14 protein-coding genes are annotated in these 24,521 nt (G+C 47.8%); 2 read left to right on the top strand and 12 right to left on the bottom strand.

Translation table 11 applies throughout. The features are described 5' to 3' along the window. Positions 1-16: 16 nt before the first annotated feature. The 4 genes from MKY52_RS23350 to MKY52_RS23335 all read right to left on the bottom strand — a co-directional run bounded on the left by MKY52_RS23350 (position 17) and on the right by MKY52_RS23335 (position 10,040). Positions 17-6,673, bottom strand: a complete 6,657-nt coding sequence (locus MKY52_RS23350) for an S-layer homology domain-containing protein (RefSeq protein WP_341053811.1) — start codon at positions 6,671-6,673, stop codon at positions 17-19. Between the two features lie 157 nt (positions 6,674-6,830). Continuing rightward, complete coding sequence (locus tag MKY52_RS23345) at positions 6,831-7,670, bottom strand: carbohydrate ABC transporter permease (protein WP_081392974.1); 840 nt, start codon at positions 7,668-7,670, stop codon at positions 6,831-6,833. Between the two features lie 15 nt (positions 7,671-7,685). Beyond that, the gene (locus tag MKY52_RS23340; RefSeq protein WP_341053808.1) at positions 7,686-8,624 is read right to left on the bottom strand and encodes a carbohydrate ABC transporter permease; all 939 of its coding nucleotides are present in this window, start codon (positions 8,622-8,624) and stop codon (positions 7,686-7,688) included. Between the two features lie 72 nt (positions 8,625-8,696). After that, complete coding sequence (locus MKY52_RS23335; protein ID WP_340968788.1) at positions 8,697-10,040, bottom strand: ABC transporter substrate-binding protein; 1,344 nt, start codon at positions 10,038-10,040, stop codon at positions 8,697-8,699. Between the two features lie 351 nt (positions 10,041-10,391). Between MKY52_RS23335 and MKY52_RS23330 the strand changes: the two genes are divergently transcribed. Together MKY52_RS23330 and MKY52_RS23325 are read left to right on the top strand one after the other, a co-directional pair. Continuing rightward, the gene (locus tag MKY52_RS23330; RefSeq protein WP_341053806.1) at positions 10,392-12,170 is read left to right on the top strand and encodes a sensor histidine kinase; all 1,779 of its coding nucleotides are present in this window, start codon (positions 10,392-10,394) and stop codon (positions 12,168-12,170) included. Between the two features lie 30 nt (positions 12,171-12,200). Further along, positions 12,201-13,811: a response regulator gene (locus MKY52_RS23325; RefSeq protein ID WP_341053803.1), complete on the top strand. Its 1,611-nt coding sequence runs from the start codon at positions 12,201-12,203 to the stop codon at positions 13,809-13,811. 131 nt (positions 13,812-13,942) lie between these two features. Here MKY52_RS23325 and MKY52_RS23320 read toward each other — a convergent pair whose 3' ends face one another. From MKY52_RS23320 to MKY52_RS23285, 8 genes are all read right to left on the bottom strand, one after another. After that, positions 13,943-14,425, bottom strand: coding sequence for a DinB family protein (locus tag MKY52_RS23320; RefSeq protein WP_341053800.1), 483 nt, complete (start codon positions 14,423-14,425; stop codon positions 13,943-13,945). Positions 14,426-14,860: 435 nt separating this feature from the next. Beyond that, complete coding sequence (locus MKY52_RS23315) at positions 14,861-16,756, bottom strand: RICIN domain-containing protein (RefSeq protein WP_341053797.1); 1,896 nt, start codon at positions 16,754-16,756, stop codon at positions 14,861-14,863. 81 nt (positions 16,757-16,837) lie between these two features. Then, on the bottom strand, positions 16,838-17,155 hold the full coding sequence (locus MKY52_RS23310; protein WP_341053793.1) for a glycoside hydrolase family 30 beta sandwich domain-containing protein: 318 nt from the start codon (positions 17,153-17,155) through the stop codon (positions 16,838-16,840). A gap of 11 nt (positions 17,156-17,166) precedes the next feature. Then, the gene (locus MKY52_RS23305; RefSeq protein WP_341053791.1) at positions 17,167-18,750 is read right to left on the bottom strand and encodes an extracellular solute-binding protein; all 1,584 of its coding nucleotides are present in this window, start codon (positions 18,748-18,750) and stop codon (positions 17,167-17,169) included. A gap of 99 nt (positions 18,751-18,849) precedes the next feature. Beyond that, on the bottom strand, positions 18,850-19,785 hold the full coding sequence (locus MKY52_RS23300) for a carbohydrate ABC transporter permease (RefSeq protein ID WP_341053788.1): 936 nt from the start codon (positions 19,783-19,785) through the stop codon (positions 18,850-18,852). Between the two features lie 15 nt (positions 19,786-19,800). After that, positions 19,801-20,721, bottom strand: coding sequence for an ABC transporter permease (locus MKY52_RS23295; protein ID WP_341053786.1), 921 nt, complete (start codon positions 20,719-20,721; stop codon positions 19,801-19,803). A gap of 227 nt (positions 20,722-20,948) precedes the next feature. Further along, complete coding sequence (locus tag MKY52_RS23290) at positions 20,949-23,249, bottom strand: AraC family transcriptional regulator (protein WP_341053783.1); 2,301 nt, start codon at positions 23,247-23,249, stop codon at positions 20,949-20,951. Between the two features lie 52 nt (positions 23,250-23,301). After that, complete coding sequence (locus MKY52_RS23285) at positions 23,302-24,321, bottom strand: LacI family DNA-binding transcriptional regulator (RefSeq protein WP_341053781.1); 1,020 nt, start codon at positions 24,319-24,321, stop codon at positions 23,302-23,304. Positions 24,322-24,521: the final 200 nt, after the last annotated feature.

Below are 24,521 nucleotides of genomic sequence, written 5' to 3'. Positions count from 1 at the left end.
TTCATGGAAGTGCGGCTTACAAATATCCCAGCAGATTGGCGATGACTTGCGCACTTTCGGCACGGGTCATCATCTCTTGCGGTGCGAATTGCATATTGCCTCGTCCTTTTATCAGCCCTGCCTGCTCAGCGAAACTTGCTGATTTCTGTGCCCAGACATGAATCAGGGAATAATCACTGAACGAGCCTGCGGAAACTTCACTTACCTTGCTGCCTTGTAAATATTCATAAGCTCTAACGATCATTACGGCCATTTCCTCGCGGGTAATGCTGCGGTCCGGTGCGAATGAATCCGAACTACGTCCGAGCACAATACCCGCTTCGCTTACGGCTGCAATGGATTCGGCATACCAAGCACTGGAGTCCACATCAACAAACGTTGAATGACTTCCCGCCTCTAAGCCTAGCGCTCTTGCAATCATGGTCGCGAATTGTGCTCTTGTCACTTTCCCCTGCGGATTAAATTCAGTATCGGAAATACCTTGGATAATATGTTTAGCCGCCATTATCTTAATAACATCGCTAGCCCAGCTATCCGTACTGACATCCAAGAATGTCTTGTCATATTCCAGGACTGCAAACTGGCTGAAATGCTGTATTTCCGTACTCCATTTTCCATCAGCTAGCGTTCCGCCCATAAATTCAAGAGCTCCGTTCCCGGCTATATTGTAGATGCCGAGCAAATTAGGATTGGAATCTGAATCTACTATGAAGGTAAGCGTCAGTGGCTTGTCAAAACGGGCTACCGGTACGGCAGTGCCATTCGTACTAATAACTTCCAAACTGAAGTTAATTACATCACTTGCAGCAGATAACTGAACCGAGCCGTTGACAGCTGGGTTATTCATAAGCTGTTCCACGGCAACTCTGGATGCCTTCACGGCCGAGAGTTTGATTCGTGCTCCATCCACTTGACCTCCTGCAGCTTTCTCCTGGATACTCTTTAGCGCTTCTGGGGTCAGTTGGATAGCAAATGTATTCCATACGAGACGCAGCGTGTTCACTCCGATGATATTTGACACTCCCACAGGAAGCAGTACAGAATCAGTAGCTTCTGTGAGCTGAACTGTTATTCCCCCTCCAACTGGAGCCGTGAAATCGTCACTGTTAAGAATCCGCGTGGTCCGCGGCAGCGGTGTTGGTGATACCGTCGGTGCTGTGGTCGACACCGGCCCTGAGGTTACTTCAGGTACAGGTGTTGGTGTAGGATTTGCTGTGGGTTCAACTGTCGGTGTTGGTTCTACCGTTGGTGTTGAAGTCGGCGGTTGCTGTGCTTCTCCCACTGTAACTATTCTTATAACTTCAACAGCCGTATTGCCCGCGGAATCGCTCACATTATAATGATAAATGTAAGTGCCTGCTGATGAGGTATCTAGCGTCTCCGTATGATTTCCATCCTTCGTAATCGTCGCCACAATACGTTCTGTAATATCGCCATCGCGGTTATCCATTGCGGTGGCTCCGGCATCTGTATAGCTTGCGCCATTGTCCAGTTGAACAGATGGTTCACCAAGCAGTGTAATGACCGGCTTCAGTACATCTGGATCTTCCGATACGATTACTTTTCGGGTGACTTCCGCAGCCGTGTTGCCTGCGGCATCGCTGACATTGTAATGGAAGGTGTAGATATCCGCTTGCGCTGTATCTAACTCAGTCAGACCATACACTTCACTGCTGACCGTTGTATTGATGCGGTCTGTGATATCACCGTCTTGGTCGTCATACGCAGTGGCTCCGGCATCCGTATATTCAGAACCGATCTGCAGATTGACTATGGCTTCACCTATCAAGGTAATCTCCGGCTGCTTCATATCTGGCTCCGATAGCTTAATCGTTCCGCTGGCCGCAGCTTCTGCCTTCGATTCGCCCTTGTTCAGTAATACTGTGAAGCTGAAGCTGCCTTCTGTGTCATCAGTAGCTTCCTGGAACGAAGATAGGGTGATATCACCCATCGTAACCCCCGTATCACTGAACCCGATTAAACCGTTCATCGTTTGGAGCAGCCAAGTCCGGACTCCGTCTTCGCTGTTAGCTGTTTCCTTCTGCACGCTATATGCAGCACCTTCTATAATACTTTTAGCCTCGTTTACAGCCTGCTCATTGACAATGCTGAACCTGTCCTTCGCCACTGCTAAGTAACTGATCACAGATGCCTGACTATTCGTATTGTTTATCGAATATTTCACGACGCCGCTCACCGGCAGCGTAAAGTCATGAGTGATCGTGATGCCATTAGGACCTGCGAGTACACCGGTCTTGACCGTTTCGTTTACTATCTTCCCTTCAGCATCAGTGTAGCTAAGCGCGATATCCATCGTGCGGTTGCTCATATTCCACCAGTCCCGATGGAACGATGTAATCGTGTACTTTCCTGCGCTCAGAGGGAGGGTGTAGATCAGAGGTGTATTCTTTGTATTCGAGCTGTAGACACCTGTCTGAGTTTTATCCGTGATAACTACGGCACCGCCGAGCCCTTTGAGATTATAATTTGCCCCTGTATTGATATGACCCCACACAGCGCCTGTTGATAGTTGATCCGCGGTGCTATTCAGAAGGCTGTCGCCCACGAAATTCTTGATCACCGTATAGGGTGGTGTGACGATATCCGCCGAAACACCGACATCCAAAAAGTACACAAGACCTTCTGGCACTACTTCCACATTAGCAGTAGTTTTTAGATTGCCATAAGTGCCGGTTACAGCTACTCTTTCATAGGGTGTGTTGAAGCTGACCGCGTCTAAATTCCACTTCACAGACACCTGCAATTTGGATCCATCTTCTCGGGTAGCCTCCAACTTATCTGGAAGATTCGGCAGTTTCCCGACATAAGTGGCAATATCCTGAGGAGCAGCAAGCTCCCGTATATCCCCTGTTGTCAATTGGTTCTGGGCAGAGGTCAGACGTCCCGCGAGTTGCACAGTTCCTTCCTGATCCAGTCTGAAATCAGCAGCATTGTCTAGTGCTTCTTGGGCGGTGTTCTGTGCAGCTGCAAAAAGCTGCCAGTCTCTATCCGAATATTCATCCAGTTTGGTAAATTCTTTCGCCGCTATTACCGCTGATTGAAGAGCAGCTGTGTCCGCTGCACCTTTTACTTCACCGGAAACAACGGCCACCGCGTCAACAACCAAAGTACCGCTTAATACCTTTATCTGAACGTTATGCTGTCCATATTTAAGTCCGCGAAGCGTGTACGTTTGGTAGAGTTCTTTGGAGGCCATCGTATCGGCTGACAGTGTGACAATTTCATCATCAACAGTCACTTCTAACTTAGCCGATCCATTATTCGGTCCCAGAATATCTAACCCGGTGCCTTCAAAAGAATATTCCATCGTAGCAGCTGCACCTTGACTGGTAGATAGGGAACGCTGATAAATATACATACCAGCCCCGTTTTGATGACTCCACAAACCGCCGTATTTTAATTTAGGGTTTGGTGTAGCAGCCAGATCATACATTTCAAGATTATCCAGTAATTCGGAATAGTATGGCGTATAGCCGTCAATCGTCTCGACCTTCAGATTATCGAAACGAACATGATAATATCCACTGGCTAAATCTACCCGACCAGACAATTCAGGGATCGGATCAGTATAAGAAGCCAGTTTCACATCGTCCAAATAGGCAATCACTTTATCACCTGCAACCTGAATGGCAATGTTATGCCAGGCATCATGTGCGGTGTTAAATCCATCCAGCTTTACTCCACCGGAACCGCTCACTACATTGCCACTCGCTACTGCGCTATTATTGACCAGCAGCTGCCAACCTCCGTCAAACCAGAACTTCAGTACATAAGGTGTGCCGTTTATAGTGTGAGAGCTGCCGCCTCCTTGATACCGTGCGCCAATCGCAGCATAATTGGCTCCGCCTTGCGTACTGTTCGTCTCGAACGAAACATCTACACTGGCCTTGTAATTTGTCCACCGGTTATCACCTATAGCTGTTACGGGATCTCCACCGTTCCAAGTGCCACCCAGCCCCATAATTTCCGTATCCAGCTGTTGGCGCAGAACATAGTTGTCAGAACCGTCCGGAAGATACGCCTCAAATGCACCGTTGCGGTCGTGCGTATAGCGTGGTATCACACTTTTGGAACCGCCGCGGGATTCAATATAGCTTTGGGTGCCAGCATTCTGCCCACCTGCCCCGATCTTCACAACGGATTGATAGGAGTAGTCAAAATCATCGGCATACAGGATATTGTCCGCTGTATTTTGAATCCTCCCTGTGGCGTCGGTATCAAGCACGATGCGGTCGCCTTCTACTGGTAACGGTGTTTGATACACCTCATTATCCTTGTTCTTCAAAGTGGTCACAGTCAATGTCGAATATGGTTTGACATGAATGGTATAAACCCCACTGCCATCAACAGCGACATCCCCGAGATATTTCATATAATTGCTGTTGAAAGCTTCACCCGCGTCTGCCGCACGAGTCTCCCATACTTCCAATGATGGATTACCCACAAAGTTCATATTTACCGTCTGAAGCTTATAGGTTTTGGCATATTCGCTATCGTTCACGATAACGGTTGAAAAATCACTTCTGTCAGGTGAAGCAAGTGTCATATAGCTAGGAGAACCGTTGCGACCGCTAACAGGGTTAGTGCCTGTTGCACCCGTGGAGCTAGCCTTAGGAACTGCTCTCCAAATCCCTACCGTATTATCTTCGTTCTCCCAGCCCACATTGGCGAACCAGCTGTAATGCTGCAGAGCAACAAGACCTGCATCATAATGAATCCATCCCGACCACGGATCACGTGCGCTAAGTAGTTCCTTAAACGAATATTGTCCACCTTCGTAGAAGGAGCCGATGGCCGGCTGATAAATAAAGTGCGTCCGGCGGGAATTGACGAATCCTTTAATAATCGTATTGCTCATCTCCAGTGGACTGCCAACACCGCCGATGCCGGTTCCTTCCACTGTAGGGTCCTTCACATTATTGTTGGGACGGAAGGCAGAGTTACTGAAGGTGGACTGCGCCTCACTGTTCCATACTTCAATATCATATTGTTCCGCGAGCTTTTTGAAATTGCCTGCGCTGTCGTCGTCAGTGTTATAGTGATATCCGGCGATCGGAGCCGCCTCCCTTAGAGAAGCGTCGCTTACCATACTGCCGCCAAATGAACCAATCCCTACTTCATCAGAGATCACAACTTTGATCTGGTTATAGAGCGCTTGCTCTTCTGGGCTTGTAAAACCTTCGTTATCTGTTTTAACACGCTCAGCGTACTGTTTGGTCCAGGTCAAATCCGGCGTATGTTCGTTGATATGGGGATTGACGTAGTCGACCATATAGCCATACTCACGGTAAGCAGCAAGAATTGTATCTTTATACCAGGTATAGATTTTATCGTTGTTGCTTGCCCAGGCCGGAGCACTCCATCGCAGGATGCTGACCTTGAGATCCGGATTCGTAGCCTTGGCGTCAGCCGCAAGCTGGAATCCGGGATGCCTAGTGACATTGGCTTCTTCATCGGCCGTACGCATAGTAGCCGGGTCCGGGCCGGTAGAGTTGTTACGGTCATTGCCCATCTCTATTTTTACATGCGTCATAATGGGATGCTCTCCACCGAACAGAATCCGCAACATTTCTGCGTAAGCTTCCGGATGCTCAGCCTTATAATCCATCAACAGTGCACTGGTGCTGTTGGCACTTAGTACGCCAAATCCCTTGAACGTTAGGCCGTTGACATTGTCCGCTTTAATATCGTTGCCGTCGAGTAGAACCTTGACCATGGAAGCTGCGTTCTGCCGAGCATCTTCGATCTCTTTTTGAATCCCGCCCTTGGCAACGGCGAACCAGCTCAAGATTGGTTTCTCACCGGAAACATAGGCATAGGTCAATGTCATAGGGCTACTAGCGTCGATATCACCGGGAATAGTGAATTCGCCGGAAATAAGCGGAGTCACATTAGTATTGAGTTGTGCAAACGAGATCGTCTTTGTTGCCCCATTTGTATCCTTATATTCGATCTGAGGCTGTATTACTCGAGTGCGGCTGCCATACCAATCATGGAAACCACTACTGAGTGTATAGGTTCCAGCTTCTGGAGCCATTAATTTATATACAATATGACTGCTAGTAGGGTCGGCACGAAGTCCTACTGTCCATATGGATGGATCAGTTGCAGGATCGGTAAGTCCTCCGTCTTTGGAGTTCTTCACCTTGTTTATAGAATCATCAAATCCCCAGGCAGTCGTTCCGCTGATATATTTCTGATCTGGTGACTGGTTGAGCAACGCGCTACCGGACAGCGTATTGACTGCTTCGTACAGTGGCGAAGAAGTAGGACCATTACCTACGGAATCGCCCCCCCTGCCGCTATCCACAAAGTAAACCAATGGATTCCTTGAAGGTGGAATAACTTCTACATTGGCAACAACCGGACCACCATTCGCTGTACCCGTGACTGTCACTGTGTCATAAGGAACGGCAAAGGTATCTTCACCTATATTCCATTTCACAGTCGCAGACTGGCCTCCAATGTCAATGCTAGCAGGCAAAGTAGTGTCAGCAGATGTCTTCGCCCCCATAAAGGCGGCTGCGAAAATAGTATTCACCGTAGCCGCAGATACAGATGGCATATGGAGTGCCGGAAACATTCCAACTACAAGCGCAGTGGTCATCATCATTGAGAATAGCTTTTTTCTAACGGAGTGTTTTCTGCTCATTCTTTAATCCTCCTTTTGCTATAAATGGTCTCTCGGCATGTTTCATGCTTGATTTGACTTTATCGCCCAGCAAACAAAGAAAGCGCATTCATTTTATTGATAAGCTAAAAAAAAACTGGCAGCATGCGAAAACTGCAACTGCCAAGTTCAAACCTGTCTAGCCTTTAATACCAGATGCTGCGACGCCTTGAACGAAGTACTTCTGAAGTGCCAAGAAAACAATCACAACCGGAATAATGGAAACCACACTTGCAGCCATTATCAGACCGTACTCGGCGGAATATTGCGAAATGAACATTCGTAGTCCAATCTGTATAGTCTTGAGTTTCGTATCCGTCAAATAAATCATCGGCCCCAAGAAGTCATTCCAAGTGGCAACAAAGGTAAAAATCGTCAAGGTGGACAAAGCCGGCTTGGATAGTGGCAGCATAATTCTCGCCCAAATCCCATATTCGCTCAAGCCATCGATTCGGGCCGCCTCACATAATTCATCTGGGACACCCTGATAGAACTGGCGCATCAGAAATACTCCGAAAGCCGAGAATGCCTGCAATAGAATGATTGCCAGATGAGTATTGTTAAGTCCCATGTAACGCATCAAGATAAATTGCGGCACCATATATGCCTGCCAAGGTATCGCAATCGTAGCGATATATCCAAGGAATAAAACATTTTTCCCTCTGAATTGCAGTTTGGAGAATGCATACGCAGCAAAACTTGAAGTCAATAGCTGCAAAATCGTTACGATAATTGATAATTTCGCCGTGTTATAAATGAAGCGGTCCAGTGGAATACGGGTCCAGATATCCACGAAATTTCCCCAGCGCGGATTCGCCGGAATCCATTGCATCGGGAATGAGAACACATCCTTGTTCAGCTTGAGCGAAGAAGACAACATCCATATATATGGAACAAGCATACAGAGCACCGTAGCAAACAACAAAATATACACTAGCACCATCGTGCCGATTCTAATTCCTTTATTTGTACCCACCATATCTTTTGAATCCTCCTATTGTCCGTATTTCTTCTCGCCGCGGAACTGGACGATGGTGATGCCAAGTACCAGCAGAAACAACACAATGGCCATGGCGCTGGCATATCCGTAATCAAGCGAACGGAACGCCGTATTGTAGATTTGATAAACCATAACCCTTGTAGAATCGTTCAACTGGTTATCAGCGCCGGCAAATAGGTTGATAAAGATATCGTAGACTTTGAACGAATTGATGACTAGAATCATCAGCACAAAGAAGGATGTAGGCGCCAGTTGAGGGACCGTCACATTGCGGAATCTTCTCCAGGCGTTAGCACCATCAAGTTCAGCAGCCTCATACAACTCAGGGTTGATCCCCTGTAGACCCGCCAAGTAAATGACCATGTAATAACCCATGTTTTTCCACACAGTGAACAGTATTACTGTGAACATCGCCCAGTGTTTATCCGCCGCCCAGCGAGGAAGATCCTCCAGTGGGATACCGGTAAGGGTATGCAAAATATTGTTGATCGGCCCCATCGTAGGGCTGAAGATAAAGTTCCATACGGCAGCAACGGCTACCAAGGATGCCACATATGGGAAAAAGAATACGGTTCTCATGAAATTGCGGGCCATGATCTTCTGGTTAAGCAAAATCGCCAGCGCCAGCGCAACAATCATGGTGAACGGTACTACGCCAATAGTGTAAACAATGGTATTCCATAATGCTTTATGAAATGTTGTATCTTTAATAAGCCGGGTGAAATTGTCCAATCCGATATATTTCATTGGATTGGCCCCATCCCATTTCACAAAAGCTAGGATAAAGGCGAAAAACATGGGTACAAGTGTAAACACGGCAAATCCGATAAAGTTCGGCGCAATGAAGCTGTACGCTACCAGGTTTTCCCGGACACCTTTTGACAAATGACGTTTAGAAATTTTTTTTGTATCCAATATGGTTTCGTTCTGCATTCTTTCTCCTCCAAACCTTTCTATAAAAGGCGGGCTTTCACCCGCCCTTAGAATTCACCAACTCTCTTCAGGTTAATTGTTCAAGAGCTGCTGTACGCGCGTATTCATATCCTTCAAGCCTTCGTCGATCGAAGCGTTTTTGGTCATAATGTTATCGTGGGCTTCGTTTAGAATTACTTCAATGTCCGCACTCTTTTCATGCATTGGCATTTCCAAATAAGTCTGAACCGTAGTCAGTGCCGCTTTGCTGTTATCATCCGTAGGGAAACCGTCAATCGAAGTAATGGAACTGATAACTTCATCGTTCTTAATCGCTGGAATGGTTCCGGTGGAAGCAATGACTTTTGCACCTTCTTCACCAGTCACAAAGTTCATGAAATCAAGTGCCGCTTCTTTATTTTTGGATTTCTGATTTACAGCCAGGGAAGTAATTGTACCCAGTGTTGTACCGGCTTCCACACCATCCGGGTGAGGATATTTCACAATTCCCCAGTTGGTTGATTGAGACTCGCCGCTCTTCACCTTTTCAATTTGAGTCGCTATAAACCAGCTGCCCATGTTCATCATCGCAACGGAATTGTTGTAGAACACACCGGAATAATGCGTGCTTGAAGTCTTTAGTGTGGCGTAATCCATAACGATACCATCTTCCTGTTCTTTCAAGATCCGTTCATAGGTTGGCTTCAGGAAATCGTAGTTTCCACCGACAACGTTGTTCTTACCGTCAAGAATACCGAACAATTGAACCGCGCTCCGCCAAGTATGATAATGGGCTCCGTATACTTTTTCAGAACCGCTGCCCGAGGTCATTTTTCTAGCAAGTTCATCATATTGGTCGAATGTCATATCATTACTTGGATACTCCACTCCCGCTTTATCGAACAAATCCTTATTATAGTAGACAACCCAGAAATCACTCCGGAAAGGAAGCGCATACACTTCGTCGTTCACTTCGATCTGTTCTACAGTACCGCCATAGACGGATGGATCAATGTTTTTGTCTCCCATGAATCCCTTGAGCGGCTCCAAGTGATTTTGTTTCACAAGGTTTGAGTATCCAGGAATATCCTTAATCGTAAGAACATCCAGATCTGCACCACCGGACAACTGTGTACTTAGCATTGTCATATAGTCAGTGGAACCAAGATCGACATATTCGATCGTTACATTCGGATGCTCAGCTTTATAGGCATCGATCAACGGCTGATAGTATGCTGTGGCTTCCCAATCCCACAATGCCCATTTCAAGGTCACAGGGTCCTGTTTCGGTTCAGCGGAAGCGTTTGCAGTATTGCCCGTTTCTGGAGCAGCTGTTGCAGCACTGCCTTCGTTGTTGTTATTACCGGAACATCCGGCTAGCGCACTTAGGGAGAGTATTGTGGCAAAAGTCATGCCATAGAATCTTTTCAATTTCATATAAAAATCCCCTTTTCCTTCTGATTGTTTACACTGATCGGCTCATCCGATCTATTTCAAAGTTTAAGACTTTCCCATCTAGAATGGCATGTATTTTCAAACTCAGTTCATTCACTTTTCTTTGTTCTTCTCTTCCTCCTTGCTTCAAACCTGTAAAATCCTATTTAAAACATGTAAATTTCTCAGCTCCTCTGCCTTCCACTGTATGGAATCACAGGAATATGCTATGGTGTTAATATGGATATCGGTAAACTAGTTAAGCATATTATAAATAGAAGATTAACTTTGAATATGCATTAATTGAAAGATATTTTTGAAACCGCTTTATATTTTTCTGCATTTTGTAGAGGAGTGTTCAATACGGTAAGAAAATCAACCATTAAGAGCCGCATTATTCTGATCATGACCATCTTTGCGCTACTAATCGCCGCTCTGCTATCCTTTTTCAGCTATGAATTGATTACCTATTATCAGCGTAAAACAACCATCCAGGCGACTGAGTTCAACCTGCAGCTAGTTTCCCATATTATTGAACAAGATTTGATTAATCTCTCCTCATTAGCGATGACCAATAGCACCAACTCGTCCACCAATACATTACTCACTGATTATTTTGTATCTCCGAAGGCAAGCGCCAAGGATGCTGTTAATGTATTTAACTCCATGCAGGAGGACTTTCGGATCAATCGGTCCAATAGCTATGTCCGCCGCTTGATTGTTACGGGTAACAACGGAAAGTTCCTGCAGGTGGATAATTCCGTCAGCACTTCAATTCCACTTACTGTACACAATATCGGTCAAATTCCCGGACTAAATAAAGATGCTGTGGAGCAGTGGGAACAAGTAATTAAGGACCCGCTCTCCACCACGAACGGAATTCCTTTTGTTCTACCTATTTACGGAGATGGGGCTGCCCGGATTGGAACGGTCTACTTACTCGCCAATACTTCCTTAATTACCGACAAGTTGAAGGGGTATTCCCTGCCAAAGAACTCCCGAATGCTGTTGACGCTCGGCAATCATCATTATCAGCTCATTGGCGATAAAGTGACTGCAATGACTACGCCGTATGAACCTGTGGCCTATACCGATGATAAGCCTGTCGGTCCACAAACCGAGCTGTCCATGATCAAGCTGGAGGATGAAGAAAGCCAAATTGTGGTCTCTTATCCCGTGCGGAGTGGAGTGATTCTGTCGCAGACCTTATCCAATGATCAATTCGCTCCCAAAGCAAATCTATGGATTCTGGTAATGCTTGGCGTTTGTTTACTAGTCATCGTCTTAAGCGGCATTATTACTTTGTACTTAACCCGTAACATCAGTCTCCCGGTAGAGAAATTAAAGAAGCGAATTGATAAGATTGCCCAGGGCAACTTCTTGCTGGACCGCAATATCGAATGGAACAGTGAACTAGGTGATGTTGGTCGAGGTATCAACCGTCTATCACAGGACATTGTTGCGCTCATGGATAGCCGGCTCGCTGACGAGAAGCAGAAACAGGAGCTAGAGTACAGGATGCTGCAAAGTCAGATCAATCCCCACTTCTTGTACAACACACTGAATTCGATCAAATGGATGGCTACGATTCAGAATGCTACCGGCATTGCAGAAATGACTACTTCACTCTCCAGACTGCTGCGGAGCATCGCCAAAGACAACCGGAGACTAATGCCACTGAATGATGAGTTAAGCCTGCTCGATGACTATTTTCTGATTCAGAAATACCGGTATGGCAGTACAGTCTCGATGGTGAAGGAAATTGAAGATGAGGAACTGCTCTCCGGCCTGATTCCCCGTTTCACGTTACAACCTCTGGTTGAGAATGCTATCTTCCATGGCATCGAGCCCAAAGGTAGAGGAGATATTCTCATCACGGTGAAAAAAAGCGGCTTTGCCGATATCCTGGTCACGATTGAAGACAACGGTGTAGGCATGAAGGAAGAACAAATCTCCACCATTCTGTGTGATTCGGAGGATGGAACTAGGGGAGTTTTCGAGAACGTTGGACTCCATAGTGTAAATGAGCGTTTACGGCTAGCCTTTGGGGAGAATTACGGTCTTTCGATTGAGAGTGAAATGGGGCAGTATACTCTAATGAAAATCCTTCTACCATTTATACAAAAAGAGTAGAATGGCAAATCTAGCAAGGATGTGGTCAAATTGATTAAATTATTAATTGCCGACGACGAAGCTCTTGTCTGTATCGGCTTGCAGTCTATGCTGAAATGGGAGCAATATAATATAGAGATTGTCGGTATCGCGCACAACGGTGCTCAAGAAGAAGAGATGATTGACACTCTCCGCCCGGACATCGTAATCAGCGATATCAAAATGCCAATCAAGAGCGGTTTAGAGGTTGCCGCTTCGATACGCCAAAAATATGGTCGACTTCCGCTATTCATTATGTTGACTAGTTATGAAGAATTTCAATACGCACGCGCAGCTATAGAGGTGCAGGCCACGGATTATCTAGTAAAGCTGGAACTCACTCCGGAAGCACTGGCCGAATCCATCCGAAAGGCTATTTCCTTTCTAGAGAGTTACCAGACGATGGAAAGCTACCCAAAGCTGGTTCACCGTGGCAACCTTCAGGCGCAGCGTGATAAATTCTTCATTCGTCTGTTCAATAACCTGTTCGAGAATAAGAACCAGTATCTCCTGCAGAAAGAGGATTTGGCGTTAGAGTTTTCCGAGCCCGCCTACCTAGTCTGTACTTGCCGCATTCTGGGCCCAGACACTGTTCCTCCCCGTGGAGATAAGCTGGTTGCCTTATGCTCAAGCACTGTGCAAATGGCAAAGGATACGCTTACTTCTATACAACCCTGTTATGTAACCAGTCTTGACTTACGTAATTTCGCCGTTGCTCTACCTGTCCCCGAAGTCGATCCCCGTCACTGGATGTCTGACATTGAGAAGCAACTTACCGACATGGCATCCGTATTACATAACTATTTCAATGTAACGATTATTGGTGCCATAGGGTTTGCCGTCGAGGACCCTTATTTAATGCGGGAGAGCTACCTAGCAGCTCGAAAGGCATTGCCAGTTGCCCTGCAAGAACGGTCTTTTGTTTTCTTCGATGAGAATGAACCTCTAGAGCAGGAACATCCGTTGTTTGATTTCTCTGAATCTCGTTCGGAGATCCGCCGTGCTTTTGAAGAACTAGATACCCTTGCTTTATACACCATCATCTCCAAAATGATTGAAATCTTCGAAGACCGACCTGACTTACTGGTGCCCGCCACCGATGCTGCCTGCAATATTCTGTATATGGCCACTTCGCTTCTTGCGGATGGAGAAAACATTGTAGAGCATATCTTCGAAAATGAGCCGGAAGGATACCGGGCCATCTATCAGATGCATACGATTGAAGAGATCGCCGGCTGGTTGATTCAGTTCCGTGATGGCTGCTCGGAAATTCTCTCTACTCGAAGACAAAGCTATAAAGAACAAATCGTCAAAAATGTCCAGGAATATATCAAAAGAAATCTCGGCACTAAGCTTTCACTGAATCAAGTAGCAGATGTCTTCAATTTCAGTCCAAACTATTTAAGCCATCTGTTCTCCAAAGTCGCTAAGGTCAATTATGTAGAATATATCACGGAGACTAAAATCACTGTGGCCAAGGAAATGATGATGCGCGGTGAAGGTCGTATTTACGAAATTTCCCAAAAACTCGGTTATGAAAGTGCCTTCTATTTCAGTAAGGTCTTCAAGAAAGTGACGGGGATCTCACCCAGAGAATATATGCAACAAATTGAAGCAGGCTGATAGTGATCGCCGGCCCCTCCAAAAAGCAACAGCATTCTTTAGCGATAATAGTGACACTCCGTCCGACAAAAAAAATCTCGTTTCCAAGACAAATGTCTAGGAAACGAGATTTTTTTCGTAAATACAAGTAACTATTTCATTTGAGCTTGTTCTTCTCTAGTAGGACCAATTACGCCAGGTACACGAAGACCTGCTTGACGTAAGAGAACAGTCATTTGACCACGATGATGTGTCTGGTGATCTATAAGCGATCTAAGCATTGCACCACGAGGCATTAATCCAGCAAAGGTCTGTACACTCTCAACCATTTGCTCGTCCGTTAATTTCTCAACCTCAGAAGCAATATTAGCCGCGATATTCTTATACGCTTCAACAATCACAGCCGCATGAGCCGGAACATCCTTCGGATTGCCTACTGGAGTAAGTGTTAACCCTACCTGACCACCAAAAAACATCGGACAGGTTGCCAAGTGCCAACCTAACCATCCCAATGAGTTGTGACCTTCAACAATTACCTGATCTAATTTGTCATCGGTAAGTGATTCAAGAACGCGAATTGTCCCAGCAGAAGCGCTTGCCCATTCTCCTAGAAAATCTTGAACTGTTCTGTACATTTGAAATCCCCTTTATTGGTCGTTAAATAACGATTACTTAGTCATACCAATTAAATTATAACCTGTCACAGGGCCTGTTACAAATAGTCTGAAAATGGATGACATAAAACCTCTATAATAAAATATCAGTTTAAGTTGCTGCACCATGAATGGAAGGTCTTAGTTCGAAACATCAAGACACAAGTAAAATCAAGGCGATCTTGCTTTATCTGTTTGTTGAGCACCTGCAACCATAAGCTATTCATTGCCAATGGAAGTTATATACAGAATGCACTTCAGGCGCTGATAGAGAAAGGCCAATCTGTCCTTCGCACAGCAGCCGGAAATCCTGATGAGCACAAGTCTGAGGGATGGCTGCCTTAAACTGAGCATCCAGTCTTCATACACACCAAAAAGCCCGCAATTGTGCGGGCTTTTTGGTGTACAAATCAAACCTCACGGTGCCACAAAGAAGAATAACTGATTGTCCGCTCCGGTATAGGACCACTGCTGGATTTTGGTACCGTTCATGGTTGAAGCGCCTGGAATATCCAGCACTTTACCGCTATTCTTATTCACAACCTTATAATAGCCCCCACCTGCCGCTTCAAGCTTCCACTGCTGATTATTTCCTCCCGTACCGGTAAGTGCCCACTGCTGAACGCCCGCACCGTCCGTGGTGGAGCCGTTTATCACATCCAGGGCTTTGCCGCTGGCTGCGTTAACGATATTGACATACCCATTTCCTGCATCGCGGATCGTCCATCGCTGGTTATTTCCGCCTGTATACTCCCATTGCTGGACAAGCGCTCCATCCGCCGTAGAAACGTCAGTCACATCCAGAGCCATTTCACTAACTTTGCTCAAGATCTTATAAGTGCCGCCGGTCACCGGTGCCGAGGTGGACGACCATTTGAACGTGATCGCGCCTCCGGCAGGAACCATGTACGTGAATGACTGCGAATTCCACTGAATCTTGACGGTCTTAGCGCTGGAGAGCCGGTTGGACAGCACAAGAGCAATGGTGCCGTCCGGATTTTTATAGGCTACGTCCTCCATGCTGTCCTGAAACGTGTTCGAATCGATGCGGGACGCATTCAGGTCGACAAATTTGCTGCTGTGCCCCAGACCGTAAAATTGCGGGTTGTAGGTCACTGAGTCCATAGTGTCAGAGCGGATGGTCAGCAAGCCGCGGTTGGCAGCATCAACTCCGGCGAGAGCAGGACCGCCGTTCTGATCCAGCGCGACATTCCACATGATATAGGACTTTGCCCAGTTTCTGGGAAATCGGATCGTATGCATCATCAGATCCTGGAACATTCCCATGTTCGTGCCGCCGCCAATCCACGTTCCGCTGCCGCCTTCCGTGAACCAGATCCGTTTGGCCGGATACTCGTTATGCAGCGTAGTCAGATTGGAATGGCTGAGGGCCGAATAATAATGAAAAGCACTGCCCTGCGTATAGGCAGATGCGCTGGATCCCAGCACCGACGAGGCATAGCTGATATCGTCATAGTTGTGGTCATAGGCCATAATTTGAGTGTTAAGTCCGTTCTGTGCCAGCTTCGGACCCAGCACATTGATCAGATTGATTTGTTCACTGGCAGACATTTGCAATCCGGGATAGTGTGGGGCAAATTTCGGTTCATTCTGCAGGGAGAGGGCATAGACCGGTGTTCCAAGTGCGGCATACTGCTGCAGATATTTCACCAAATAATTAGCATAGGCATCATAGCTATCGGTACGTAGTGTGCCGCCCGTGTCGCCGTAGAGGCTTTTTTGCGTCTTCATCCAGGCTGGCGGACTCCACGGGGCGGCGAACAGCTTGATCCGGCCCGGATTAACCTTATAGGCCTGATTAAGCATCGGACGGATGTAGGCATCTTCCCGCCATAACGAGAAAGCGTTCAGATTCATATCATCACTATTCCCGCTCGTATCACCATAGGTCCACATTTCCCAGTTGAAGTCACTCGCGCCGATCGGCTGGCGGAGGGCGCTGATGTTGATGCCGCTGGCGCTGAACAGCTGATTCATGATCTCGGTTCTTTTGGCTGCAGACAGTTTGTTTTGCAGCAGCCAGCTGGATGAATCAGTGAGTGAAGCTCCAAAACCGTCCATCGTCTGATAGGTGCTTCCTTCATTGACAGTAATCGTATAGTCGGCACCTCCGCCGGATGCAGAAAAATTGACATCCGATTGTCTTGCCAGCCAAGTATTTGTGTTCGGGTTGGACAGCCATACCTGTACGATTTCCCCTGTAGCCTGCGCCTGTTGCGGTGCGGACACCGACCCAATAGGCACGGCAATGGCTAGAACAACTGCCAAAGTCAGCATTTTTTTGATTGCCATAACAGTTCACTCTCCCGATATTATATGAACTTTTCAAAATTCCCTTATAGAGCTAACAACAAACGTAACGAAAACGTGGGATTAGTCCAGTACAACCACCCAGCAATAGGTCCCAGCTGACAGAGAGGCTGTGAACTGCATTCCTTCGCAGAGCAGTCGGAAGTCCTGATCACGGTGGTCAGTACAGTTGACCACTACCGCCATGTACCCGCCATCCGGCTTGCGGAAGACGATAGGGGTCACGCTGTCCATACCTCCGCTGCTGGCGATTCTTACCGCGCCTCGCCGGACTTCGACTCGGTCCAGAGCAGATCCCGTAATCTGCTTTGCCACATTCCCCTTTCTTTTCTGAATAGGAACTGGAACAGCGGCGAAATTGCCTCCGCCGCTTTTCCTCATAATTTCAAGCTCTATTGGATACCTTTTTCGTCAAAATATTTATTCGATTGTTCCTGCACATAAGTCAGCAGTTTTTCGATACCGGCACTTTTCAGCTTGTCGCGGTAGGTCTTGAGTGCAGCGTCCACATCAGGCATCAGCCCGAGCATCAGCGGCTTACCGTATTGCTCAAACACCTGGTTGACCGCTGCAAGCTCGGTTTTAACCGGATCATAATCCATATAAATCGGTCCGAAAATATCCGGTTTGCTGATCGGCTTGAATTCTTCCTTCAGCTTATCGAGGCCATCCCAGCCTCCTTCTTCTTTCAGCATGTTGGGCTCATAGCGCCAGCCCCAGCTTGCGATATCGAAACGCGGCGTCACATTGAGATCGACACCCGGTGCCGGAATGACAATCATTTTGGCGTCCTTGCCCTTGGCCCAGTGCTTGCCTTCGATCCCGTAGGTCATCAGATCAAAGTAAACAGGGTCGTTGCGAAGCTTATCGAGCACCATCAGCGAGCGCTCCGGATTCTTCGAGCTCTTCGGAACAGCCATCGCGTTCGAGCTTGGCAGCGTCGGAAGTACATAATTGTGGAACCGGGTGAATGGGAAGTAGCTGATTTCCATATTCAGTTTTTTGGACTTCACCTCATTAATAAAGCCTCCGGCGCTGGACGGGTTGCGCCAGTAGATCGATCCTTGTCCGGTCTTGATAAAATCGCCGGCTTCCTGCTTTGAGGACAGCGAGTTTTTGTTCCAGTAGCCCTTGTCTGCCCACTCCTTCATCTTCTTGACCCAAGCTTCGTACTTGTCGGTAAACGGTACGATTTGAATGTCCCGCGGAGTATCGTAAGAAGTGGCCGCGATCACCTCACTTCCGCCAATCATCTGGAAATCATTCCAGTATTGGGATAGGAATTTCACGTTATCATAGACCAAGCCATTGATCGGGGTAACATGCTTCTTCGTCTTCACGGCATCCATGTAAGCCTCAATCGAATTCAGGTCGGTGAACTCCGGCAGGCCCAATTCCTTGCGCCAGTCCTCCCGGTAGACGTAGCCGGCTGGCGTGTATTCCGGAACCGTATTCGGCACCGCGTAAATACCGCCGCCGACCGTGACGGAGCCCCAGTCATCCTTCGGCACATTGCCCCAAGTTTCCGGTGCATATTCAGGGAGCAGATTCGTCAGATCCAGGAACGCCCCCTGCTTGGACAGCTTGTAGAAATCTGCCCAGCTCGATGCGAAGATCATGTCGATCTTCTCACCGGAGGTTAGCAGCAGATTATATTTAGTCTGCCAGTCGTTCCAAGTGGTAAACTTGAGATCGACCGTAGTGTTCAGGTCTTTTTCCAGCATTTTGTTCCATTCGGCCAACACCTTGTCCATATCCTTATGCGTATCGCCGACCAGATACCAGGTTAACTTTACCTTTTCGAGCGGTTCCTTCGACGATGTGGCCTCACTTGCCGATGGACTGGCATTGCCTCCGGACGTAGCCGGATTGTTCTTTTCCGCCGCACCGTTATTCGATCCGCCGCAGCCTGCCAGCAACGATGCCAGCATGGAGAGCGAGACGAGCAGTGTCCATCTTTTTTTGATTTTTCCCAACTTGATTCCTCCTCTATTAATGTGCTAAATGCTTCGAGCCTGTCTGACCTTGCCCTTTATTACTTATAAAAAAACACTATGTTAGCCGGCAAGCCGGTTCTAACCTTTGACCGCTCCAACAGTAAGCCCTTTCACGAAGTAGCGCTGGACGAAAGGATACAGCAGGATAATTGGCCCAGTCGCCACCACAGCAACGGCCATTTTGAGTGTTTCCGTTGGCGGCACGACATTAGCGGCCAGGTAGGCTCCGTTGTTCGTCTGCAGCACCGCTGCGCTGGACAGGATTTTATAGAGCAGGAATTGCAGCGGATATTTACTATCCGATGTAATGAACATATTGGCATTGAACCAGTCGTTCCAGTAGCCGAGTGCGAGAAACAGCCCGATTGTGGCGAGTCCAGGCGTCGACAGCGGCAGAATCAGCCTCTGGTAGATCTTGAAATCACCGGCGCCATCAATTTTGGCGAACTCTACAATGGATTCAGGGATCGACTTCATGAAGCTGCGCATCAGGATAATGTTCCAGGCACTCAGCAGCGGAGGTAGAATCAGCGCCCAATAGCTGTCTTTGAGCCCCAAATTTTTGGTCATGAGAATATACCAGGGAATTAGGCCGCCGCTGAACAAAGTCGTGAAGTAAATAAAGAACGAAATGCCGTTACGCATTGCGAAATCCTTGCGGGAGAGGACATATCCAGCCATCGAGGTTAGGAAAATGCCCAGCAGTGAGCCGGCGATGGTCACACCGATCGTTACACCGTAAGCCCGGTAAATTTGCTCCGGCGTACTGAATACGGACTTATAAGCCTCAAACGAGAGCGTGTTCGGGAAAAATTGAAAGCCTTTTGAGATAATTTCCAGCTCATCGGTAAAAGAACCGGCAACGATCAGCCAGAAGGGGATGAGACAGATCAGGGAAACGAATGTCAACAGTGTGTAGCCGATGATATTAAAAACGATGGTTTCCTTATCCTGCTTGATCCGGCTGCCCTTGAAGGCATCCGCTTTGGCCAGTTGATTGACTTGAGTACTCAAGCGTATACCTCCTTTCTAAAACAAGGAGTAGTCCTTGTTCGTCTTACGGATGATGAAATTGACGATCATGATCAAGGCGAAGCCGAAAAAGGATTGATACAGGCCGGCTGCCGTACCCATACCGATGTCAAAATTGACCGTCAGGGAACGGAACACATACGTGTCGATAATGTCTGTGGCATCGTACAGCATACCGTTGCTGCCGATAATCTGATAAAACAGATCGAATTGCCCCTTCATAATGCCGCCTAGGCTGAACAGAATCAGCAGGATGAAGGTAGGTTTCAGTAACGGCAGCGTGATATTGCGGATTTGCTGAAAAATAGTCGCCCCGTCGATTTTCGCCGCCTCGTAATATTCATCGCTGATCGCCATAATGGCTGCCAAATAAATGACGGTGCCGTAGCCGAGCCCTTTCCAGATATTAAAGAACACAATAATGAACTTCCAAGGCGCCGTATGTAGGTAGAAATCATAGGGATGAAGTCCAATCTGCTTAAGTACGCTGTTGACTACTCCGAGGTCTGAGAACAGGTTGTAGACGAACGCGCCTACCAGCACCCAGGACAGAAAATAGGGAAGAAACATCAGCGACTGGGCCGTCTTCTTAAACAGCTTGCCGGACAGCTGAGCAAGGAATACAGCACAAATAATCTGCATGATATTGCCCAGTATAATGAACGCCAGATTATACAGTACGGTATTCTTGGTCAAATTCCACAGTACTCCTGTCTTAAACAGGAAATTGAAATTCTCCATCCCGACAAACTGGCTTTCAAACAGCCCCCCGTCAAAATCAAACTTCGTAAAGGCGTAATACACGCCAATCATCGGGATGTAACTAAACACAATGAAAAACACAATTGTTGGTGCAATCATCAGCAGAAGCGTCTTGCTCTGACGCAGTTCCCGGATGATCCCGCCCTTTCCGGACATCGAATCAGCCTCCTTCTCCTTCTGTTTGGAATATTCCGCCGGTACTTCCGGCTTCAAGGTCAATACTAGGAGACAGCCTCTTTCCGGGCAACTTACCATATGCGATATGACTCACTTTTTGCTTAAAAAGCAGACTAATTTTTTCCGAACTGACTGCTTATTTGCTACCTCTGTATGTTAAAAAAGGCGATCCTACGCGATTTTATCGCCGTGGATCGCCTTCTCTTCTAATCTGCTGCAATGCCTGCTTCTACGCCGTCATCATCTGTTCGCCCTCGGCCCGTTCTGCGGTATTCCGCAGGCGTTACACCGTTGTACTTCTTGAACGCTTTGAAAAAGTACGGGCTGTTCGAGAAGCCGGCGCGTTCTGCGATTTCTCCGACGGGAGCATCCGTATGCAGCAGCAGCTCGCGCACTCTGCTCATCCGCACCTTCTGGATATAACCTAGTATCGTCTGCAGCGTATGCTGTTTGAACACGCGCCCGATATAGGTGGCGGACATGCCAAGCTCCTCTGCCAGCATGTCCAGAGACAGATCCGGATCGGCATAACGTTCATCGAGAATTTTTTTGATCCGGCCCGGCAATTCATCCTGCCGGCTCTTCTTCCGTTCATTCATCTGATTCTCCAACTGATCAAATAGTAACATACAACGTTCAATGAACTGCTCCATCGTCTCCGTCCGGGAGTGCGGCATATACAGCTGCAGATTAATGAACTCCCAGTCCTCGTTCGACAGTGAATGTGACCGGATAATCCGCAGCGCGTTCTGCAGCGCAAAGGTCAGATGTGAAACGGCAAACTGGTAGGAAATATAGGTATAAGCAGCCGTATCTACAATGATCTCGCGGAACAGCTGCCTTACATCAGCTATCCGCCCCAGCATTAGCTCATCAATCATCTGCTTCTCCTTATGCAGTGGATATTCATAACGTTTGGTCTTGTTCTGTTCCACTTCCTCGGCTTCGATATGGCTGCCGGCTCCGCTGAACACCCAGCTGTATGAGGCTTCCACCGCCTGCTGATACAAGCCGTGCACCGCTTCAATACCCGGGCCGCTCAGGCTCGAGGAAACAGTGACTGACAGCTTTAAATATTTGCTGACTGCCGTCTGAATCCAGGAAGCAAACTCCTTGCACCGCTCCCGGTCACCTTCGGCATCGCCGGACATCTGAAGCAGCACCGCCGCCTGTTCATCTCCGATATCCGCCGCGGTGGCGGGAATGCCAGCGGCAGCGAACAGCTCTTGGGCAATGTTGAGCACTCCGTAGATCAGCAGCTTGCGGTCCTCCTCTTTGTATCGGTTCACGAACAGCAGGTGATCGTCTACCATGATCAGCAGGACACGGACAGGCTGTAAAGGATCCAGCGGAATGCTGTACCGTTCAAACCGGTCGGCTGCATGCGGGGCGGTCATCTGTGTATATCCCTTCAACAGGCTGCGAAGATAATCCATGCGCATGGCCTGGACACTCTCCCGCTGCTCTGTCTCCAGCTTACCTAGCCGGGAGAGCTTGTGGTTCAGCCCGCTGAAAATCCGACGGGACAGCAGAGAAGACAGCGCAAGTCCGGCGAGCAGGATGCCTCCGGCAACGATCATTGTCTTGGTCCGCATACTGTCGATATTCTGGCTGATTACCGAATAAGGCACAATGCGTATATACCTCCAGCCTAGATAGTCAGACCTGCTGTAGGTGATCAGAGATTTGACATGATCGACCTCAGCAGCAAAATACCCGGAACCCTCCGGATCTCGCAATATCCGGTCTATATACGTCGTGCCCTTAAGGCTGCTCAGCATCGGCGTCTTCCAGCTATTCGTGACAAGTGTGCCGTTTTCGTCGATCAGAAAGGTATTCGTCGGAGCATTCGTCAGAGAACCGTCGATATGCTTATGCAGCTGCGTCTCCTTTATGTTGACGACGACCGCATTCTTCCTCGATTTCTTGCTGAGCGTGTCATATAGCAAAAAAGTATACGTATCGCGTTCCCGCTCAGCGATGTTTCCGACCAGCCCATCGATCCTCAACTTGCGGGGAATCGGCATTAGCGTGTTGTAATCGTTTACATCCTGGAGCATGCTGCGCAGCTCCTGGTCGTAAAATTCCGTCTCGGTGAACACAGAAGGTACGTTCATATCAGAAGTGACATAAAAGGTGCGTGCCTCGGCATTGTAAACATAGATAGATTCGATAAATGGCGAGGTTTCACGGTAATTGGTCAGCTGCCGGATGGAAACGGCGATGTCCAGCGCACTGACGTCGGGAAAATTAAGCAGATTGGCGACATTCTGATCGTTGTAAATCTGCTTGGCGAACGTGGCGGCGGTCACAGCCATCACGGAGGCTTCCTGAGTCGTCTGCGCCAGACTACCCATCGTCTGATCATAGGATTGGCGGAGCGCAATCTTCTCAAAATTCATATAAAGAATGATGGACAGGATGGAAATTGTCAGAAAAATCGTGACTACCATTACGGAAAAAAACTTCCCGAAGTAGCGTTCTACCTTTCTATGCGGCATTTTCATGCATGATTCCCCCACCAAAGGATAGTGTTATTCCAGCCCTGTAGGTGGGCATTCATTTCGAATCAGCCCCTTTTTGGGAAGAACCTTTGACAACCAGCCTGGAATCAACCATAAAATTTCCTTGACCCTGCTGGAGATTGCCATTGATCTGATCGATAACCTTGTCCGCCAGCAGCGCCCCCAACTCGTACAGCGGCTGTTCAACTGAGCTGATCTTAGGCGATACATAATTGGTGATCCGGATATTGTCGACGCCTACCACCGCCATGCGGTCCGGAATCGCAATGCCATACTCAGAGCAAGCTTTGTACACACCTAATGCCATCTCGTCATTGGCGGCAAAAACCGCTGTAAAATCATTGCTTTCTTCCCATAACCGACAGAAAGCTGCATATCCTCCATCTTCGGAGAAATCTCCTTTCTCAACCAGAGTTGACAGAAAAGGAAGTCCCGCCGCAGCCAGCCCCTCCTTGAACCCTTGCAGCCGCTCGATGCTGTCGAGCGCCTCCTCGTAGCCGTTCAAAAAGGCAATCCTCCGGTGCCCGTTCGCCGCCAGATGAGTGACCACATCACGACCGATTTTCCAGTTATCCGTAGTGGAGCAGGGAATACTAGGATGTCCAAGCCGGCGTCCGATAACCCCAATCGTGTACCCTTCACCAGCGAAGGCCGCGATCTCTTCGTCGCTCAGCATCGGTGCCACCAGAATAATGCCGTCTACTGTCCGGTTCTGAAGCAGCGACAAATACTCCAGTTCCTTCTTCTTCTCATTTTGCGAGTTACAGATGAGAATTTTGTAATTCATTGCGTTTGCCCTTTGTTCAATTCCCTTGATAATCTCGGCATGATAGGATATCCCGATATCGAGTACGACGACGCCCAGCGTCATGGTCTTCCTGGATCGGAGTTGCTTGCCCATGGCATTCGGTGTATAGTTCAATTCCTGAATGGCCTTCAATACCTTACTTTGCGTTTCCTTAGTTACCAGCGGACTGTCGTTCAATACGCGGGATACCGTCGCGGGCGAGACATTGGCAATCCGGGCAACATCGATAATTTTGCTATTCTTCATCAGTTCACATACTTTCGAGGGTTGATAAATCCATTATAACTATCAATGAAATCGATTTCAATATCCTTTCGTCCCTTGAAAACGCACAATCTGCCTTTCTGCAGCCCTTCTATCTTTCCACTTGTTATCTCAACAATCATTGCAAGCTCTCATTTCTTTACGGTTTCAGGCAAAAAAAATCAGGCACCGCACAAGCTATG

It is taken from the genome of Paenibacillus sp. FSL P4-0184 (genome assembly GCF_038004625.1).
Lineage (GTDB): Bacteria > Bacillota > Bacilli > Paenibacillales > Paenibacillaceae > Paenibacillus_AQ.
This window is presented reverse-complemented; position numbering and strand designations above follow the sequence as displayed.

Bases quoted from the DNA above. Each gene is read 5' to 3' on its own strand.
- MKY52_RS23350 (WP_341053811.1), bottom strand. From the start codon at position 6,673: ATGAGCAGAAAACACTCCGTTAGAAAAAAGCTATTCTCAATGATGATG.
- MKY52_RS23345 (WP_081392974.1), bottom strand. From the start codon at position 7,670: ATGGTGGGTACAAATAAAGGAATTAGAATCGGCACGATGGTGCTAGTG.
- MKY52_RS23340 (WP_341053808.1), bottom strand. From the start codon at position 8,624: ATGCAGAACGAAACCATATTGGATACAAAAAAAATTTCTAAACGTCAT.
- MKY52_RS23335 (WP_340968788.1), bottom strand. From the start codon at position 10,040: ATGAAATTGAAAAGATTCTATGGCATGACTTTTGCCACAATACTCTCC.
- MKY52_RS23320 (WP_341053800.1), bottom strand. From the start codon at position 14,425: ATGTACAGAACAGTTCAAGATTTTCTAGGAGAATGGGCAAGCGCTTCT.
- MKY52_RS23315 (WP_341053797.1), bottom strand. From the start codon at position 16,756: ATGGCAATCAAAAAAATGCTGACTTTGGCAGTTGTTCTAGCCATTGCC.
- MKY52_RS23310 (WP_341053793.1), bottom strand. From the start codon at position 17,155: ATGAGGAAAAGCGGCGGAGGCAATTTCGCCGCTGTTCCAGTTCCTATT.
- MKY52_RS23295 (WP_341053786.1), bottom strand. From the start codon at position 20,721: ATGTCCGGAAAGGGCGGGATCATCCGGGAACTGCGTCAGAGCAAGACG.
- MKY52_RS23290 (WP_341053783.1), bottom strand. From the start codon at position 23,249: ATGAAAATGCCGCATAGAAAGGTAGAACGCTACTTCGGGAAGTTTTTT.
- MKY52_RS23285 (WP_341053781.1), bottom strand. From the start codon at position 24,321: ATGAAGAATAGCAAAATTATCGATGTTGCCCGGATTGCCAATGTCTCG.